This window comes from Bacillus sp. FJAT-49711 (assembly GCF_018343715.1).
Taxonomy (GTDB): domain Bacteria; phylum Bacillota; class Bacilli; order Bacillales; family Bacillaceae_C; genus Lederbergia.
The window spans coordinates 1035703-1053005 of record NZ_JAGYPL010000002.1; the positions used below are offsets into that span (position 1 = coordinate 1035703).

General features: G+C 38.7%; 14 protein-coding genes. 12 read left to right on the forward strand and 2 right to left on the reverse strand.

Going from position 1 to position 17303, the window contains the following annotated elements; all coding sequences use genetic code 11:
- Window positions 1–296: 296 nt before the first annotated feature.
- The 10 genes from KHA96_RS12455 (at window position 297) to KHA96_RS12500 (ending at window position 12321) form a co-directional block, all read left to right on the forward strand.
- Window positions 297–1205, forward strand: a complete 909-nt coding sequence (locus tag KHA96_RS12455) for an ABC transporter permease (RefSeq protein WP_249315589.1) — start codon at window positions 297–299, stop codon at window positions 1203–1205.
- Between the two features lie 54 nt (window positions 1206–1259).
- Complete coding sequence (locus KHA96_RS12460) at window positions 1260–2123, forward strand: carbohydrate ABC transporter permease (RefSeq protein WP_213129947.1); 864 nt, start codon at window positions 1260–1262, stop codon at window positions 2121–2123.
- 73 nt (window positions 2124–2196) lie between these two features.
- The gene (locus KHA96_RS12465) at window positions 2197–3777 is read left to right on the forward strand and encodes an ABC transporter substrate-binding protein (protein WP_213129592.1); all 1581 of its coding nucleotides are present in this window, start codon (window positions 2197–2199) and stop codon (window positions 3775–3777) included.
- Between the two features lie 160 nt (window positions 3778–3937).
- A complete protein-coding gene (locus KHA96_RS12470; RefSeq protein ID WP_213129948.1) occupies window positions 3938–6301 on the forward strand; it encodes a glycoside hydrolase family 2 TIM barrel-domain containing protein in 2364 nt (787 codons plus the stop codon).
- Window positions 6302–6825: 524 nt separating this feature from the next.
- Complete coding sequence (locus tag KHA96_RS12475; RefSeq protein WP_213129593.1) at window positions 6826–7761, forward strand: aldo/keto reductase; 936 nt, start codon at window positions 6826–6828, stop codon at window positions 7759–7761.
- A 116-nt stretch (window positions 7762–7877) separates the two neighbouring features.
- A complete protein-coding gene (locus KHA96_RS12480) occupies window positions 7878–8645 on the forward strand; it encodes an SDR family NAD(P)-dependent oxidoreductase (protein WP_213129594.1) in 768 nt (255 codons plus the stop codon).
- 52 nt (window positions 8646–8697) lie between these two features.
- On the forward strand, window positions 8698–9687 hold the full coding sequence (locus tag KHA96_RS12485) for a sugar phosphate isomerase/epimerase family protein (protein WP_213129595.1): 990 nt from the start codon (window positions 8698–8700) through the stop codon (window positions 9685–9687).
- A gap of 1 nt (window position 9688) precedes the next feature.
- Window positions 9689–10465: an SDR family NAD(P)-dependent oxidoreductase gene (locus KHA96_RS12490; RefSeq protein WP_213129596.1), complete on the forward strand. Its 777-nt coding sequence runs from the start codon at window positions 9689–9691 to the stop codon at window positions 10463–10465.
- Between the two features lie 97 nt (window positions 10466–10562).
- The gene (locus tag KHA96_RS12495) at window positions 10563–11345 is read left to right on the forward strand and encodes an SDR family NAD(P)-dependent oxidoreductase (RefSeq protein WP_213129597.1); all 783 of its coding nucleotides are present in this window, start codon (window positions 10563–10565) and stop codon (window positions 11343–11345) included.
- Window positions 11346–11463: 118 nt separating this feature from the next.
- Window positions 11464–12321: an MBL fold metallo-hydrolase gene (locus tag KHA96_RS12500; RefSeq protein WP_249315493.1), complete on the forward strand. Its 858-nt coding sequence runs from the start codon at window positions 11464–11466 to the stop codon at window positions 12319–12321.
- A 278-nt stretch (window positions 12322–12599) separates the two neighbouring features.
- On the opposite strand, the gene KHA96_RS12505 is transcribed toward KHA96_RS12500, so the two are convergent.
- Complete coding sequence (locus tag KHA96_RS12505) at window positions 12600–13343, reverse strand: glycerophosphodiester phosphodiesterase family protein (protein ID WP_213129598.1); 744 nt, start codon at window positions 13341–13343, stop codon at window positions 12600–12602.
- A gap of 310 nt (window positions 13344–13653) precedes the next feature.
- Here KHA96_RS12505 and KHA96_RS12510 point away from each other — a divergent pair, with 310 nt between their 5' ends.
- The gene (locus KHA96_RS12510) at window positions 13654–14262 is read left to right on the forward strand and encodes a hypothetical protein (protein ID WP_213129599.1); all 609 of its coding nucleotides are present in this window, start codon (window positions 13654–13656) and stop codon (window positions 14260–14262) included.
- Window positions 14263–14333: 71 nt separating this feature from the next.
- Here KHA96_RS12510 and KHA96_RS12515 read toward each other — a convergent pair whose 3' ends face one another.
- A complete protein-coding gene (locus KHA96_RS12515) occupies window positions 14334–15200 on the reverse strand; it encodes a helix-turn-helix transcriptional regulator (protein WP_213129600.1) in 867 nt (288 codons plus the stop codon).
- Between the two features lie 131 nt (window positions 15201–15331).
- Between KHA96_RS12515 and KHA96_RS12520 the strand changes: the two genes are divergently transcribed.
- Window positions 15332–17215, forward strand: coding sequence for a beta-L-arabinofuranosidase domain-containing protein (locus tag KHA96_RS12520; protein ID WP_249315495.1), 1884 nt, complete (start codon window positions 15332–15334; stop codon window positions 17213–17215).
- Window positions 17216–17303: the final 88 nt, after the last annotated feature.

Here is a 17303-nt window from a genome sequence, read left to right on the forward strand (position 1 = left end):
TTGCTTTTTAAAAGTTTCATCATTATACAGTATGATTTTTGAGGTATATATGAAACCCATTTCATTATTGTAGTAAGTAAACGGGCAACAAGAAAAAATAGAACAAAATTTTAAGGAAGGGTTATTCATGTAGGTGGAATGTCATTGTTTAATAATCAATAAGAAGTACATTAAGTACCGCATCTTTGAAATTATGTTGCCGTTTTTGACTCAAGATTATGTTAGGGAGGATGTAAATGAAAACAGAAACTAGGCAATCAGAGTCATCTATTGTTCAAAAACAAACAAAAGATTCTATGTTTAAAAGAATGTGGAAGAATCGAACTCTTCTTCTTATGTGTTCGCCTGCTATTATTTTCTTTGCTATCTTTGCTTATCTCCCCATGCCAGGGCTATATCTCGCATTTGTCAACTTTGATTATTCACTGGGAATCTTTAAGAGTGCTTTCGTAGGATTTGATAATTTTCGTTTTTTAGTGATGACCGGTGATTTGTGGCGGTTGACCTTTAATACGATTGCGTACAACCTTGCTTTTATCATTTTTGGCAATATCCTTCAAATCGGTGTAGCCATTATGCTAAACGAATTAGCAAGTAAATGGTTTAAAAAAGTATCCCAGACCATCATGTTTCTACCACATTTTATTTCCGCAGTCCTTGTTGGACTTTTAGCCTACAACATACTTAGCTACGATTACGGAATGCTTAATTCATTTTTGAAAGCAGTCGGCTTGGATCCAGTCCAGACCTATTCGAATCCTACAATTTGGCCATATATTATTGTCATCACTTTCCTTTGGCAATCGACAGGATATGGATCGATCATCTATTTTGCCGCCATCATGGGTCTTGATAGAGGCATACTTGAAGCAGCTGAAATTGATGGAGCCAATGCTTTCCAACGTATTCGATACATCATTATTCCTTGGCTTAAACCAACCTTTATTATTTTACTCTTATTCTCATTAGGTGGAGTTTTGAAAGGAAACTTTGGATTGTTTTATAACTTAGTCGGTGCCAACAATACAATGCTCTATCCAACCACAGACATTATTGAAACTTACGTATTTCGTACGTTAATGACAAACTTTAACTTTTCATTAGGAAGTGCAGTAAGTTTGTATCAATCTATTCTAGGATTCTTTATCGTGATTACAGCTAACTGGTTTGTTAAAAAAGTGTCGCCGGAAAATTCATTGTTTTAAAGGAGGGACTTGTTTTTGGAAAAAGCAGCTAGAAGTAATGTGGATTTTTCAACAATGATGGTTCGTATCATTGGATATGGTTTCATTGGTTTTTTCGCTTTATGTTGTCTTTTGCCATTTGTTATGATTTTGGCTTCTTCCTTTACAACCGAGAAGGCCATTATGGAAAGTGGATTTGTTTTATGGCCAAAAGAATTTACAACTTTTGCATACGAAATTGTTTTTCAAAATCCAAGGCTTGTTATTGGATCGTATGTCGTCACGTTGATTATTACAGTTGCCGGGACTGCAATTGGTTTATTTATTGTAGCGATGACAGGCTATGCCTTGCAGCGGGTGGACTTCTTGTATCGTAATAAAATATCGTTTTATATTTACTTTACAACCCTTTTTTCTGGCGGACTTGTCCCGTTTTATCTTTTAGTTACGAAGTATATGCACCTTAACGATAATTATCTAGCGGTATTATTGCCAGGTTTGTTAAGTCCTTTTTTAATCATTATGATGAAGGCGTTTACAAAATCGATTCCACATGAGATTACAGAATCTGCAAAGATGGATGGTGCGGGAGATTTTACGATATTTGTACGATTAATTTTACCTATGTCAACTCCGGCTCTTGCGACAATAGGACTTTTCATTGCCTTAGGATATTGGAATGAATGGTATCATTCCATGCTTTTTCTTTCATCTAATATGGAATATAGACCACTGCAGCTATTTCTATATAACGTTATTACTAGTGCTGACTTTATAAGAAATTCAGCTGCATCTTCAAATGTACCGCCGCAGGATGTCCCGCTTGAATCTATGAAAATGGCGACAGCGATTGTGGCAACTGGACCAGTTATATTGTTTTATCCGTTTGTACAAAGATATTTTATTAAAGGTATTACCATTGGTGCTGTTAAGGGGTAATGGAATATGATTGAGGATTTCCTCATTTCATAGAGGTTTTTTAGAACAAAAAAACGAAAAGGGAGGCAATAAAATGTTGAAGGTAAGAAATTACTTTGTAATCACCATGGTAATGCTGTTGATCTTTAGTCTTGCGGCCTGCAGCGGCTCTGACAAAACGGGTTCGAAAAATCCTAATCCAGGGACAAAAGTAAACGATGATGGGGAAGTCGATACCTCCAAATTTGTTACCATTACGTACATGATGTTGGGAGATAAACCGACCAATGGACAATTGGAAAAAGTAATGGAACAAGTAAACGCTAGATTAAAAGAAAAAGTAAATGCTCATCTTGAGTTGAAATGGATTGAATGGGCGGATTATATGACAAAGTATAATCTTACTCTAGCTTCTGGTGAACCAATTGACTTAATTATCACAGCAACTGACTGGCTGGATGCTTGGGGAAATGCTCAAAAGGGTGCTTTCTTAGATATTTCCGATCTTCTACCAACTTTTGCCCCTCAGACATATCAAGAAGTTCCAGAGGAAAACTGGGAGCAAACAAAATACAATGGAAAAATTATGATGATTCCGGAAGACTCCTATACTCAATGGGTCAACCATGGATTTTTCTATCGCACGGATTGGGCAAAAGAATTTGGAATTAACGAGCATATTAAAGATTTTGAGATGTTAGGTAAGTACTTCCAAGGAATTATTGATAATAAGCCAGGTGTTATTCCTTGGGATGCTCAAGGAACAAATGTTACTACTGCATGGGGATATGTTAATTCTTATTCAGATGAAATTGAACTTCCAATCACGACAGGAGTATTTCCAATTTACTGGGGTAAATCATATGAAGATTTCAGCACTGTTGTAAGTCCTGTGTTCGAACCCATTTTTGCAGACTATGCGAGACTTATGAAAGATTGGGCAGATAAGGGTTATTGGCGCACAGATGTATTGAATTACAAAGGTGACACTCGTGAATTGTTCCAAGCTGGTAAAACGGGTGCTGACCAGCATCATACGCAAACATTCTCAGGTTTACGCCCACAAATGGATAAAAAACAACCTGGTTCAGACATTGATATGTTTGCTTGGTCTGATACTCGTGACAATTTAATTTCAATGTCGATAACTCACGGTGCTACTGCTGTCGGAGCTCATAGTAAAAATCCAGAGAGAGCTCTTATGGTATATGATTTAATTCGTAATGATGAGGAAATTTACAGATTGTTTAACTACGGTATTGAAGGTGTACAATACGAAATTGTAGACGGTAAACGTGTTCGTCCTGAAGGATATGATGATACTAAAGATTCATTTAGTTCAAACTTCTGGGGTGGCCGTGTTGACAAATTCGAAATCCCATCAGAAGACCAGTGGGATGGAATGGAAGGGATTTACGCAAAATACGATAATATTAAGAAACCATTCCCTTATGGTCAATTTGTCTTTGATAGTAAGCCGGTAGATGCTGAAATTGCAGCTCTATCCCAAGTGACCGCACAACTTATACCAGCTATTGCCTTTGGTAAAGCAGGAGACCCAGATAAAGCTGTCAATGACTTAAGGAAAAGATTAGAAGCAGCTGGCTACGAAAAAGTTCTAAACGAAATCCAAAAACAAATGGACGAATATAAAAAATTAGTAGAAGGTAATTAAACATCACGTAGAAAGGGCTATCAAGTACATTTGATAGCCCTAAGTTGTTTGATTTGCCAGATTTGTTTGAGTGCCAGGCACTCAAACAAATCTGGTACTATTCTGAATTGTGTCTAAATTGTATGAGTGCCTGGCACTCTAAAAGAGGTGTAATTTGAAGATGGTAAATGTGATTGATCAGGAATGGGATTTGTCTGTTAAGAGGAGAAAGTTTAATTATGAGTGGAAATTTTTGAAGGGTGATAATTCCAATGCGTTTAAGGTTGAGTTTGATGATTCGGATTGGCGTACACTAGACTTGCCGCATGATTGGAGTATTGAAGGTCCTTTTAAGGAAGAGTATGCGAGTTCAACTGGTTATTTGCCGGGAGGAATTGGTTGGTATCGGAAGTGTTTTATTGTTCCAGAAGGTGTGAAGGAAAGAAAAGTATTAATACAATTCGATGGAGTTTATAAAAATAGTGAAGTGTGGGTCAATGAACATTATCTTGGCAAAAGACCTTATGGATACAGTTCATTTCATTATGATTTAACCCCTTATTTACACTTTGATAAGAAGGAAAATGTGATTGCTGTTAAGGTAGATCATTCGGACTTTGCGGATTCTCGTTGGTACACGGGGTCTGGAATATATCGAAATGTATTTATCCAGCAGACTGATAAAGTGTATATTCAGCCGTATGGAATATTTGTCACAACCCCTAATATTACAAACGCAGAAGCGGAGGTTGTTATTCAGACAAATGTGAAGAATGAACATTGTAATGAAGCAAATATCATAATTGAACATTCAATTAATGATGCTGCAGGTAAAAAAATCATTGCGGGTTCATCCATGGAGACAATTCAAGCAAATGATGAACAAAACTTTTCACATTCCGTTTTTCTTGAACAGCCCAATTTATGGGCACCGGATCATCCGTATTTATATAATGTTGAAACAAAAGTGATCAAGGATGGTAAAGTAATAGATTTTGAGGTAACTCCACTTGGTATAAGACATTTCCATTTTGATGCAGACACAGGTTTTTATCTTAATGGAAAGAACATAAAAATGAAAGGTGTATGTATCCATCATGATGCTGGGTGTCTTGGTGCTGCAGTTCCTGAAAAGGTGTGGCACAGGCGATTGCAGCTTTTAAAAGAGGCTGGTGTTAATGCTATTAGAATGAGTCATAACCCACCTGCACCAGAGCTGCTGGATATGTGTGATGCTTATGGGTTCCTAGTCCAAGATGAAGCATTTGATGAGTGGGAATATCCTAAGAACAAATGGGTAGAAGGTTGGAATAAAGGCGAACCATCGTTGGACGGGTATGCTGCTGACTTTACTGAGTGGGCGGAAATTGACTTGAGGGATATGGTGATAAGAGATCGGAATCATCCGTCCATTATTTTCTGGAGTATTGGGAATGAAATTGATTATCCTAATGATCCATATTCACACCCAGTACTTAAAGGACGTTACAAAGCAGGAAAGCCTAAAGCAAAGGGCATGGGTGATATTGCAAAAAGGTTGGCAAATGTTGTAAAACAATTTGATCCAACGCGGCCTGTTACTGCTGCATTAGCAAGTGCTGTCATGTCAAATGAAACTGAATTTCCAGATGCTCTTGACGTAGTGGGTTATAACTATCAAGAGTTTCTATATCACGAAGATCATAAAAAATACAATAAGCGGGTGATATATGGAAGTGAAAACGGAAGACATCACGATGCATGGTTTGCTGTAGAAAATAATGACTTTATATCTGGACAATTTATCTGGACAGGGATTGACCATTTGGGAGAAGCTCGTGGTTGGCCAATTCGTCATGCTACTCCGGGAATGCTCGATCTTGCAGGATTCAAAAAACCTTTATACTACTTCAAACAAAGTCAATGGTCTCATAAAGATATGGTCCATATAGGAATAACTTCTATTAAAAATCCAGTTCAAATTAACTGGGATCATGAAGTCGTCTGCCAATGGAAAGGAAATGAAGGAGATACAGTAAGGGTTGCTTGCTGTACTAATTGTCCTGAAGTGGACTTACTTTTGAATGGTGAATCTGTAGGTGTCAAAAAACGTATAGATTTCCCTGGTGGAACTATCTATTGGGACATTCCATATTCTCACGGTACATTAAAAGCGATGGGGAAACGAAAAGGAACCATTTGCTGTACACATGAATTAAAGACTGCTGGTGTGCCTATTAAAATACAACTGCATTCAGATGTACCAGCCATTAAACCTAACAAACAGGAGGTGGCGCATGTTGAAGTAAATATCCTTGATCAAGACAATTACCTTGTCTATGATGCGGATAATGAAATACATGTTGCTATCAATGGACCAGGTGAAATTATCGGTATTGAATGTAGTAATCCTAAGAGCCATCAGGATTATCAAGCAAAGTACAGAAAGGCTTTTAATGGCAAGTTATTAATTTATATAAAAGCTACTGATCAACCAGGAATCATTCATTTAGAGGCGTCTTCATTGAATTTGGAGAGCTCATCCATAGAAATAGAGGTTAGATAAAAAGTGTTTAATTAATTTGAATATTCAAATTACTAGGGGGGAATATGATAGAATACGAGGTAACTTAATATATTGACGTTTTTCTTTCCTTCAGTAAATGATAATCCTGTAAGCATAACATCATAACACTCATTAGATTACGAAAAGAATCATGCAAAATAGTTGTTGCACATACTTTCGAATAAAATAGATAAAAAGAAATTCAGGAATCAGATGGAAAATCCCGTCTGATTCCTTAGATTATGTGATTAAACTTATAAAAATAGAATAACTTAAGTCTATCTTCAATTCTATTTTCCCAACAAGAATCTTTCATTAGAGTCACATATTTCTAAATAAAATTAAAGGAACCATTTGTACATATTTCCGTTGCCATATCCATCCGAGAGAATTTGTTCTATTAGGAATATGTATCATTTTATTTTGTCATTTTCATAAAAATATATAAAAGTAGAAGGTTATTTAGTTTTACTGGCGAAAAGAGTAAGAATCATTCTATTTTTAAATTCATGGAGGGATGATGTTTGAAGAGCATTCGCGTTAATGGAGTCGGTAAGGAAATTTCGAGGCTTGTCATGGGTTCAGGTGGTTTTACTCCGGATCATATGGATCGTGTAACGGATGTGTTAAATCATTATTTAGAAATGGGCGGAAATACGATTGATACGGCCTTCATTTATTATGGGGGAAAAAGCGAGGAAGCGATTGGGATTTGGATGGAGGAAAATAAGCGTCGTGACGATGTGATTATTTTAACAAAGGGTGCTCATCATAATGCAGATGGTCCACGTGTCAGCAAAAAAGCGATTGATGAAGAATTAGAAATTAGCTTGGATAGATTAAGAACCGATTATGTTGAATTGTATGCTCTTCATCGTGATAATCCTGAAGTGCCTGTCGGGGAAATTCTCGAGATTTTAAATGCTCATGTAGAAGCGGGTCGCATTGGTGCGTTCGGTGGATCTAACTGGTCGATCGAAAGGCTTCAAGAAGCGAATGACTATGCAGAAAAACACGGTTTGATAGGATTCACTTTCAGCAGTCCCAATTTAAGTCTTGCCAAACCTAATGAGCCATACTGGGCAGGGTGTATATCCGTTGATGACCCAATGCTCGCATGGCATGAAGAAAATTATATGCCGCTATTTTCTTGGTCCTCGCAAGCGAGTGGTTTTTTTACTGGACGATTTACACCTGAGGATCGCTCACATGAAGATATTGTCCGCGTTTATTACAGTGATGAAAATTGGGAGCGCTTTCGACGGGCTGAACAGATGGCGAAGGAAAAAGGGGTTGAAACTGTTCAAATCAGTTTAGCTTATGTATTGAATCAAAGTTTTCCAACTGCAGCGATTATTGGGCCGCAAAACAAGCAGGAATTAGCATCTTGTAGACAAGCCTTAGACATTCTTTTAACGGAGGAGGAACTGAAGTGGCTTGACCTTCGTAATATTAACTGACTTTTCCACTAGAAAACAAGCTTTGCAATTTAGAAACTACCTCTACGATTACACTCCATGATGATATTTACTTTCCATTTCACTAAAAAAACGTTGAGAAATAAGGGGGATTTTTTATGTCTTCTAATCTATTTTCTTTAAAAGGAAGAACGGCACTCGTTACAGGAGGTTGTCAAGGTCTAGGGTTAGAATTTGCAAGAGCGCTCGCATCAGCTGGCGCCAATGTAGCGATTACGAGTAGGGACGTTGAAAAGGCAGAAAATGCTGCACAGGAATTGACTAATCATTATGATTCAAATGTTTCGGGACATGCAGTCGATGTGTTGGATGCTAAGCAAATAGATGAGTTAGTGGAACAGGTTATAGCAGAGCATGGAAGTATTGATATTTTAATCAATAATGCTGGAGTGAATATTCGTAAGCCTCTTTTAGAATATGATGAAGAAAGTTGGGATTTAGTTCAGGAGACGAATTTAAAAGCTCCTTTCCTCGTTTCGAAAGCGGTAGCTCCGCACATGATTCAACAACGATATGGAAGAATTATTAATCTTGCTTCGATGTTAGGAATGGTAGGGCTTGCTGAACGATCTGCCTATTGTTCTAGTAAAGGCGGTCTCATTCAATTAACAAAAGTGATGGCGCTGGAATGGGCTGAATATAATATTACGGCGAATGCGATTTGTCCTGGACCATTTGCAACTGAATTAAACCAAGTTGTCATCAATAATCCTGAAGCGAATCAATTTTTCCTTGATCATTTGCCGATTAAGCGATGGGGAAAACCAGATGAGTTAGCCGGGTTGATTATTTACCTTGCTTCAGAAGCTTCAAGTTTTATGACTGGATCCTCGATTGCCATTGATGGTGGTTGGACAGTGGAATAAAGTCTGGGCCAAATAGGATTTGAATTTCATGTAGTAACTAGGAGGAGATAGCATGCAGTTTGGACTTACGGCGTACGGAACTGTCTTTTATATGGGATTACATCCAAAAGCGGAAAAACCACGAATCACGGCTATACAGCAAATGAAGATGGCAGAGGAATATGGATTAGAAGGGGTAGAATTGCCATTCGATCTATTAGTGCACGCCAATTTGGATGAGGTTAGAGAGTATGCGAGAGACCATAATTTGTTTATAAATATCGCTGCAGGTGGTTATGATCCGGAACTTTTAAAACGAGTTCTTCAGCTCGGCGGAAATATTAACGCACGTACGGTTAGAACGGTCGTAGGTGGGGCTGATTTTGGCGGAGACCGCAGAAAAATGAGTGGCAAATGGGAAGCGTTTCTTCATGAAATTTTAGTTTCCTTCCAAGAGGCTGTTAAGACGGCTGAGGAAGTAGGGGTTCATTTAACCGTAGAGAATCATCAGGATTTAGCATCAGAAGAGCTCATTTGGATATGTGAAACCATCAATTCCGATTATTTTGGAATTACATTAGATGCCGGGAATCCATTAGCTACTGCTGAAGTTCCGATGGATTTTTTTTCAAAAATGGCTCCGTATATAAAAAATGTCCATTTAAAAGATTACAAGATTTATTGGTCAGATGAAGGCTATCGTCTCGCTCGCTGTCCTGTTGGACAAGGAGTGATTGATTTTCCAGCGCTTTTTTCATTAATGGAAGAAGTGAATCCAAATATTACGTTATCGATTGAACATGGGGCGTTAGAAGCAAGGCATGTCCGAGTTTTACAGGAGGATTATTGGACGGAATATCCGGACCGAACGGCCAAACAGCTGACACGTCTTCTTCGTTTTATAGAAGACCATGCTTTTACAAAAGGAGATTGGCGTACTCCATATGAAAAGGGAGAAACCGCAGAGGCGATTGCCACATATGAAATGGAGGAAATGGCCATTGGAATGGCTTATTTATCTTATTTGATGAAGAAAAACGATACCCTACAATTGGAGGCGTAATATGCAAGCTTTAAAAGGAAAAAATGCACTAGTTACGGGTTCAAGCCGCGGATTGGGAAAACAATATGCTTTTGATTTAGCGAAAGCAGGGGCCAATGTGATTGTTCATGATATTAATAATCATGCTGCAAGTGAATTTAATGAAGCCGAGTCGGGACACGAAGTAGCTAGGGATATCCAGTCTCTTGGCGTAAAGGCAGAATTTATTGCCGGTGATTTATCCTATCCGAAGCAGGCCTCCAGTGTGGTAGCAGAGGCCATTAATCGTTTTGGGGCAATTGATATATTAGTCAATAATGCTGGAGGAGATATTGGCTTTTCTACGCCACGTCCCAATCCGAATGATGCCTTGGATATATCAGTTGAAGATATTCGCTCTGTCGTCGATCGAAATTTACTGACGACAATGTATATGTGCAAGTATGTTGGACTTCATATGAGGGAAAGAAAGTCTGGGAAAATCATTAATGTCGGTTCGATTGCGGGGCATGTGCCAGTGCGTGAAGGGATCATCTATGCGACGGCAAAGGCTGGAATCTCTTATTATACGAGAAGTTTAGCAGAGCAATTACGACCTTATGACATAAATGTAAATGCCATTTCACCAGCTCCCACTTATACAGGCAGATTTTTAGCAACTCGAACAGTCAAGGAAGAAGAAGGCAAATCCCGTTTGCAGAAAATTGCACATCCCGAAGATATGTCGGGCATCGTGATGTTTTTATGTGGACCATCTGCTGGTGTTCTAACGGGGGAAACGATTGTTTGTTGGGTGTGATATTGTGTGAGTGCCAGGCACCCAAACAACTCTGGAACTATTCTGAATTGTTCGGGTGCCTGGCGCACTAATTAAAAAGGAAGAAAGAGTGATGTGAATGAGCAAACGTCTTCAAGATAAAGTAATTGTCATCACGGGATCGACAAAAGGAATTGGAAAAGGTATTGCTTTGATGTGTGCAGATGAAGGAGCTAAAGTTGTTGTTAGTGGGAGAAATCGAGATGCGGGGAATGTGGTTGTAGAAGAAATAATGAGTAGGTACGAAACCGAAGCGATTTTTATTCAAAAAGATATTGCATCCGAGCAGGCTTGTAGAGAGTTAATCGAGGAATCTGTTGCTCATTTTGGCCGAATTGACGGCTTGGTTAATAATGCAGGAATTTTTCCAAGGGGAACTATTCTTGATACGACAGAAGAGTTATTTGATTCCATATTTGATGTGAATATAAAAGGAGCATTCTTTTGTTCTAAATTCGCCATACGAGAGATGTTGAAAACTGGAAAGGGTTCAATCGTTCAAATTGGGTCGACCAATGGGTATGCGGGTGGAGAAAATTTGGTTGCGTATTCCTGTTCGAAAGGAGCAATGCTTACTCTGAACAAAAGCATCGCTAGCCACTATGCTAAAAAGCAAATTCGTTCAAATTGGATAACCGTTGGATGGGTTGCCTCTGAAGGGGAAATCGAACTGCACGAAAGTATGGGAACAAACAAAGAAAAACTCGTAGAATGGGCAGAAAATGCAATTCCCACCGGAAAAATGCAAACAGCTGAGGACATGGCCTACGGTGTTGTATACTTACTATCAGACGAATCCAGCCAGGTCACAGGCACAGAACTACATATTAACGGCGGCTTAGGCTTACGGAGCTCCAGATAATTGTTTGAGAGTTGTGTGAGTGCATTGTGTGAGTGCCAGGCACTCACACAACTCTGGAACTATTCAGAATTGTTTGGTGGTGTCAAGAGCGTATGACTGACGTTAAATAAGAAAGGAAATGAGTAAAGAGGAAATGGAAAATGTTGAGCGTGGGTTAGAGATATTGGAGGAACTTAAAGAAACGGTAGTCCCGGAAGGAATGCTTGCTGTATGGTTTTTAGGTCAGAATAGTGTTCTTTTGAAGGGAGCGGGGAATAAGGTTGTTTGTATCGATCCTTATTTGGAGTCTGCACCATATCGGGCATTCGCTCCTCCTTTTCAGCCGGAATTGTTAACAAATATTGATTATGTTTGTATCTCGCATGATCATAGCGACCACTTAGATCCATATTCTGTGGAGGCGATTGCTAAGGTCAATAATCAAACAAAGTTTATCGCTCCCGCTTATTGTCATGAGCAATTGCGAGAATGTGGTGTCAATGAAGAAAATATAGTGGAAGCTGATACGAATCTAGACTGGTGCAGTACGGATGTGAAAATAAAAGCCATCCCGGCTGCTCATGAGGAATTTGAATACTCTCCTGAGCATGGCCACCGATTTGTAGGATTCATTTTGGATTGGAACGGTGTAAAAATATATCATGCTGGGGATACAGTTATTTATCCTGGATTAGTAGATACGTTGAAAAAGGAAGCCATTGACTTGGCTCTTCTTCCGATTAACGGAAGAGACTTTTTTAGAAATGAGCGAAATATTGTAGGGAATATGGACGTAAGAGAAGCGGCTGAATTAGCGGTTGCAGCAGGTGTCGATACTGTTATTCCTCTCCATTATGATATGTTTGCTGGAAATTCAGAAAAACCTGGTAGAATCATTGACTATTTTTACGAGAATTATCCGATGCAGAAATGTCATGTTTGTGCTCGATTTGAGAGGTTTATTTATGTTTCATCGGGAGCTTTAAAAGGGAAATAGGGATCTTCAGAAGTAAGAGGCATTTTTAAAATATCCCTTACCCTTGTAGCAAGTCACACTAGTCACCAATAAAAAGAAGTAACTGCCCTCTGCTCTGACAAGAAAGGGCGTGTTACTTCTTTTTAACGTTCTTATTTTTGGCCTGTGTTCTTTTTGCGTCTTGTAATTGCAACGATCAGATGTAACAGCACCTGGTCTATTTGCTAACGAAAAAAAGTAGAGAAGAGATGGATCACTAAGTATAAAATTAGATTATAGTAAAGATAACATTCCTTCTCCTAGCCATTTTTTATTTTTTTAATGTACTGTAAAGCTGGTACTGGGTTATTACATGTCATTAACGTTACGCCACAATCCAATGAATATTTGACTTGTTTCGCATCGTCTGGACAGAAGCTCCATGCAAGTTTTCCTGCACTTTTGTAAGATTGAACCATCTCACGGGTTAACACATTCATTTCAATCCCAATAGCCCACAATTTGGAAAAAGTTCCGTTTTTGCCTGGGATATAATTGGACATTTTATCTTCCGGAAACCCTTGAGTTTTGCATTGATACGTATCGTGAATATGCGCAACTATATTTGCCTCGAAGCTTGTAAATACACACCTGTCAAGAAAATCAAACTTCCTTAGGATCTCAATTGCCCTGTCAGCAACCTCTATTGCCTTGCTGCCACGCTTAATTTCAATATTAAAAAGTAATTCCGAATATGGTTGAAGCATCTTACAAAACTCTTTTAATGTGGGAATCCGTTGCCCATCACCTGCATCCAATTCTTTTAATTCTCTTAACGTAAAATCCTGCACCTTTCCCGAACCATTCGTCGTCCGATCCACCGTTTGATCATGGATAATTACGACTTCGTTGTCCTTAGATAGCCGAAGATCAAACTCAATCATATCTACTCCAATATCCACTGCTTTTTGAAAAGCCAAAAGAGTATTTTCAGGATAATTAGAACTAAAGCCACGATGAGCCGCTACAATTATATTAGATTCGGATTGAAGTCGTTCTATCATATTAGTAACCTTCTCCCATATAACTTTTCTAGTAGATGTTCAACGCCTAAGTACCATACAACTTATAATTCTCGATTGCAGAAAAGAAATCCTTCATTTTTTGTTTGTGAGGGAGGAATTGTGTAAGAATTGTGTGAGTGCCAGGCACCCAAACAAATTAGAAACGATTCAGAATAGTGTCAGAGTTGTTTGGGTGCCTGGCACTCATTTCTGACAATTGGTTAATGCTTTATTTGTATGGAATTCACTTTGTATTGTGTAACGAATCCTTTTTTTCAACGTCTAAAAAAGAAAAAGGGGAATTATAATTATGAAAATTCTTCACTGGTTTGTGAGTTTGGCAGTGATTACTTGTTTATTTTTTACTATATCGCCGATTAAAGGTTCTGCTTGTTCTTGTGTTCCAGTTGGCACGGTTCAGGAAGAGTTAGACCGTAGTTCAGATGTTTTTTCAGGTAAGGTTATTAGTATTGTAGATCCAAGTAAAAATAAAAAAGTCCGATCTTCCGCAGATTTGGTTGAGGTTACAATCGAAGTGAATCAATCCTGGAAAGGAAGTAAACAGTCTGAAATAGTTGTTTACACAGAAATAAGCTCGGCAAGTTGCGGCTTCGAATTTTCGTTAAATGAAGAATATTTAGTGTATGCAAACGACGTAGAAGGACAGCTCAGAGTGAGTCTATGTTCAAGAACAGCCCAATTGACAGCTGCTACAGAAGATCAAAATGAACTAGGAGAGGGTCAAAAACCCGTAAAAGACTCTCCACGAGATAACGAAAACATAAAAAAATCAGCCACACCCGATAAACCTGAGAAACCAAACAACGAAAATCAAATATACATCATTTCTACGGCCCTAGGAATAGGCTTAGCCGTCGGAATGGTCGTAGCGTTTATCATGAGAGGTAGAAAAAAGTAAATTGTGTGAGTGCCAGGCACCCAAACAACTCTGGAACTATTCTGAATTGTTCGGGTGCCTGGCACTTTTGTTTATCCTTCATATTGTTTTCGAAATTGGTGGGGGGTAAGGCCTTCTTTCTTTTTGAAGAAACGGCTAAAGTATGCTGTTTGTTGGAATCCGCAGTTTTCTGCTATTTTTTCTATACTCCAATTTGTTGAGATGAGGAGGATTTTTGATTGGTCAAGACGAACTTGGTTTACGTATTCTACTGGGCTGTATCCAAGGGTATTGATCATACATCTAGCGATATAGTTGGGATGGTAGCTTAGTGATTCTCCTAGCTCTTTATAGTTTATTTTATTGGCGAAATTTTTTCGCAAAAAAGAGGCGGCCTGTTCTGCTACAGCCATAGAGGGTGAGGATTTCGCCAAGTGATTTGTATTTGATAATTCCTGTAATAATTGTTGGAATTGCAGTTGTCTTTTCCATTCCCATGAATAAGTAGTATTTTCTTCTATTGATAATAAATGTCTGCATAAAAGGTCCACGGTGCTCCAATTATGAATGGTCCCATGCTTTGGAAGTGTGATCCAAAATGGGTACTCCGAAAAAGCACTTCTATCCTCAGTTTTATCAATATCCAATCCCCTTCTTGTAGATGCATCAGTGATTTCATTCCAATCCTTCACTGATTTAAAATGGATCCAATAAAAATGGGTTTCTGATTCGCATGGTTTCACCGTAAAATGATGGCGATCGGGATATAGAATGAGTGCTTGTTTTTCTTCAACAGGAAACGTATTTAGGTTTTCCCCCATCAGTAAACAACCTTTCGTTACGATGAGTAAATCAAATACTCCTATTTTATTGCGGTTTGGATGAGATTGCCCAACAGTATATGTATCTTCTCCCGCAGCTAAGATGATTGGTAAAGGTGGTGCAATTAATTGTAGCATATTGTCATTTCTCCCCTATGAAAGGTTACGATAGTGCAAATAGTTGTTTGAATTTTGCATTATTTAATCAAGATTATACCAATATAATAGGCTCAGATGTAAATAGAAATAGATAAAGGTGGGGAGAGTTGTTGAATAATAGTACATATCTGGGTTTAAAAGAAACCGCTTTCCAGTCATTGCCGCTTGGTAGTATAAAACCCGCTGGATGGTTAAAAAATCAATTGGAAATACAAGCAAATGGATTTACTGGTCATTTAGATGAACATTGGGAAGATGTCGGTCCTAATAATGGCTGGCTTGGTGGAGCTGGGGATAGTTGGGAGCGTGGTCCATATTATTTAGATGGCCTTCTACCATTGGCGTATCTTTTAGAGGATAAAAGATTAATAGAAAAGGTTCAGCCATGGATAGAATGGACAATCTCTAGTCAAAGGGAAGATGGCTCTTTTGGTCCTGCCTATGTGAAGACTGTTAATACTGAAGTGGGAAATCACGACTGGTGGCAAGATTTTATTATGTTAAAAGTACTGACTCAGTATGAAGAGGTATCGAAGGATGAGAGAGTCATTCCTTTCATGTCGAAGTATTTTTCATATATGAAAGGTGCGCTTGTTGATCGGCCCTTAAAAGAATGGCATGAAGCTCGTGGAGGGGATTTATTATTATCCATTCATTGGCTTTATGAAAGAACAGGGGACTCCGAGTTACTTGAATTGGCAAGTATAGTACAAGAACAAACGATAGATTGGAATCATATTTTTGCGAAATTCCCTTACTGGAGGAAGCAAACAGAATGGAATCATCGCACACATGTAGTAAATGTTGCGATGGGAATCAAAACGCCAGCTGTTTTTTATCGGCAAACTGGAAATGAATACGATAAGGAAGCTGTATATAAAGGAATTCAGAGCTTAATGACCTATCATGGTCAAGCACATGGGATGTTTTCAGGAGATGAATGGCTGTCGGGGACCCATCCGAGTCAAGGTGTTGAATTATGTGCAGTTGTAGAATATATGTTCAGTATGGAAAACCTCACTCGCATATTGGGGGACGGGATGTTTGGGGATATTTTAGAAAAAGTTACATTTAATGCTCTTCCAGCAACGATCTCACCTGAATGGGATTCTCACCAATATGATCAACAAGTAAATCAGGTCATCTGTAATTTAGCAAAAAGGCCATGGTCGAATGGTCCAGATGCCAATATGTTTGGTTTGGAGCCGAATTTCGGTTGTTGTACTGCGAACATGCACCAAGGATGGCCAAAGTTTACCGCTAGTTTATGGATGGCTACTCAAGATGACGGGTTAGCAGCAGTTTCATATGCGCCTTGTACTGTTAAAGGGTTTGTGGCAGATGGGAAGGATATCGAGCTAGTGGTTAAGAGTAATTATCCATTCCGTGAACATGTGAGCATAGATATAAACCTTAAAGAAAAGGCGACCTTCCCTATTATGTTAAGAGTCCCAGACTGGTGCCCGGATATGAAGGTATCTGTAAACGGAGAACGTCAACATGGCATCGTTGAGAATGGATACGCCCGTTTTGAAAGAGAATGGAATCCAAATGATCGAATTGAAATTCAACTTCCAATGCAAGTGCAATTAGAAGAACGAAATAACAATGCAATAAGTGTGAACCGTGGACCGCTCGTATATGTGTTGCCAATAGAAGAAAATTGGATTCAAGTTCATGAACGTGAACGTTTCCATGATTGGGAGGTTTACCCAGCTTCAGCTTGGCGTTATGCCTTAACCCAAAATGCAGAATTTGATGTTGAAGTAGAAGAAAACATGGACCTTCACTATCAACCATTTAAAGCCAACCATGCTCCAATAAGACTACTAACAAAAGGAAGACTACTCTCAAATTGGATGATGAAACAAAACTCAGCTGCAGCCCCGCCAAAAAACCCAAAACCGTACGCTAACGCCCTAGAAGAAACAATCCAACTCGTTCCATATGGATGCGCCCGGTTAAGGATCGGAGAATTTCCAGTATTGAAATAAGAAGAAGTGTTTGGAAATTGTTTGAATTGCTTGATTTGTTTGAGTGCCAGGCACTCAAACAAACCAGGCACTCAAACAAATTGGAAAC

What these genes read in the sequence shown, in the direction of transcription:
- KHA96_RS12510 (WP_213129599.1), top strand. Translation starts at nt 13,654, where the DNA reads ATGAAAATTCTTCACTGGTTTGTGAGTTTGGCAGTGATTACTTGTTTA.
- KHA96_RS12505 (WP_213129598.1), bottom strand. Translation starts at nt 13,343, where the DNA reads ATGATAGAACGACTTCAATCCGAATCTAATATAATTGTAGCGGCTCAT.
- KHA96_RS12490 (WP_213129596.1), top strand. Translation starts at nt 9,689, where the DNA reads ATGCAAGCTTTAAAAGGAAAAAATGCACTAGTTACGGGTTCAAGCCGC.
- KHA96_RS12460 (WP_213129947.1), top strand. Translation starts at nt 1,260, where the DNA reads ATGATGGTTCGTATCATTGGATATGGTTTCATTGGTTTTTTCGCTTTA.
- KHA96_RS12495 (WP_213129597.1), top strand. Translation starts at nt 10,563, where the DNA reads ATGAGCAAACGTCTTCAAGATAAAGTAATTGTCATCACGGGATCGACA.
- KHA96_RS12480 (WP_213129594.1), top strand. Translation starts at nt 7,878, where the DNA reads ATGTCTTCTAATCTATTTTCTTTAAAAGGAAGAACGGCACTCGTTACA.
- KHA96_RS12500 (WP_249315493.1), top strand. Translation starts at nt 11,464, where the DNA reads ATGAGTAAAGAGGAAATGGAAAATGTTGAGCGTGGGTTAGAGATATTG.
- KHA96_RS12515 (WP_213129600.1), bottom strand. Translation starts at nt 15,200, where the DNA reads ATGCTACAATTAATTGCACCACCTTTACCAATCATCTTAGCTGCGGGA.
- KHA96_RS12485 (WP_213129595.1), top strand. Translation starts at nt 8,698, where the DNA reads ATGCAGTTTGGACTTACGGCGTACGGAACTGTCTTTTATATGGGATTA.
- KHA96_RS12455 (WP_249315589.1), top strand. Translation starts at nt 297, where the DNA reads ATGTTTAAAAGAATGTGGAAGAATCGAACTCTTCTTCTTATGTGTTCG.
- KHA96_RS12470 (WP_213129948.1), top strand. Translation starts at nt 3,938, where the DNA reads ATGGTAAATGTGATTGATCAGGAATGGGATTTGTCTGTTAAGAGGAGA.
- KHA96_RS12465 (WP_213129592.1), top strand. Translation starts at nt 2,197, where the DNA reads ATGTTGAAGGTAAGAAATTACTTTGTAATCACCATGGTAATGCTGTTG.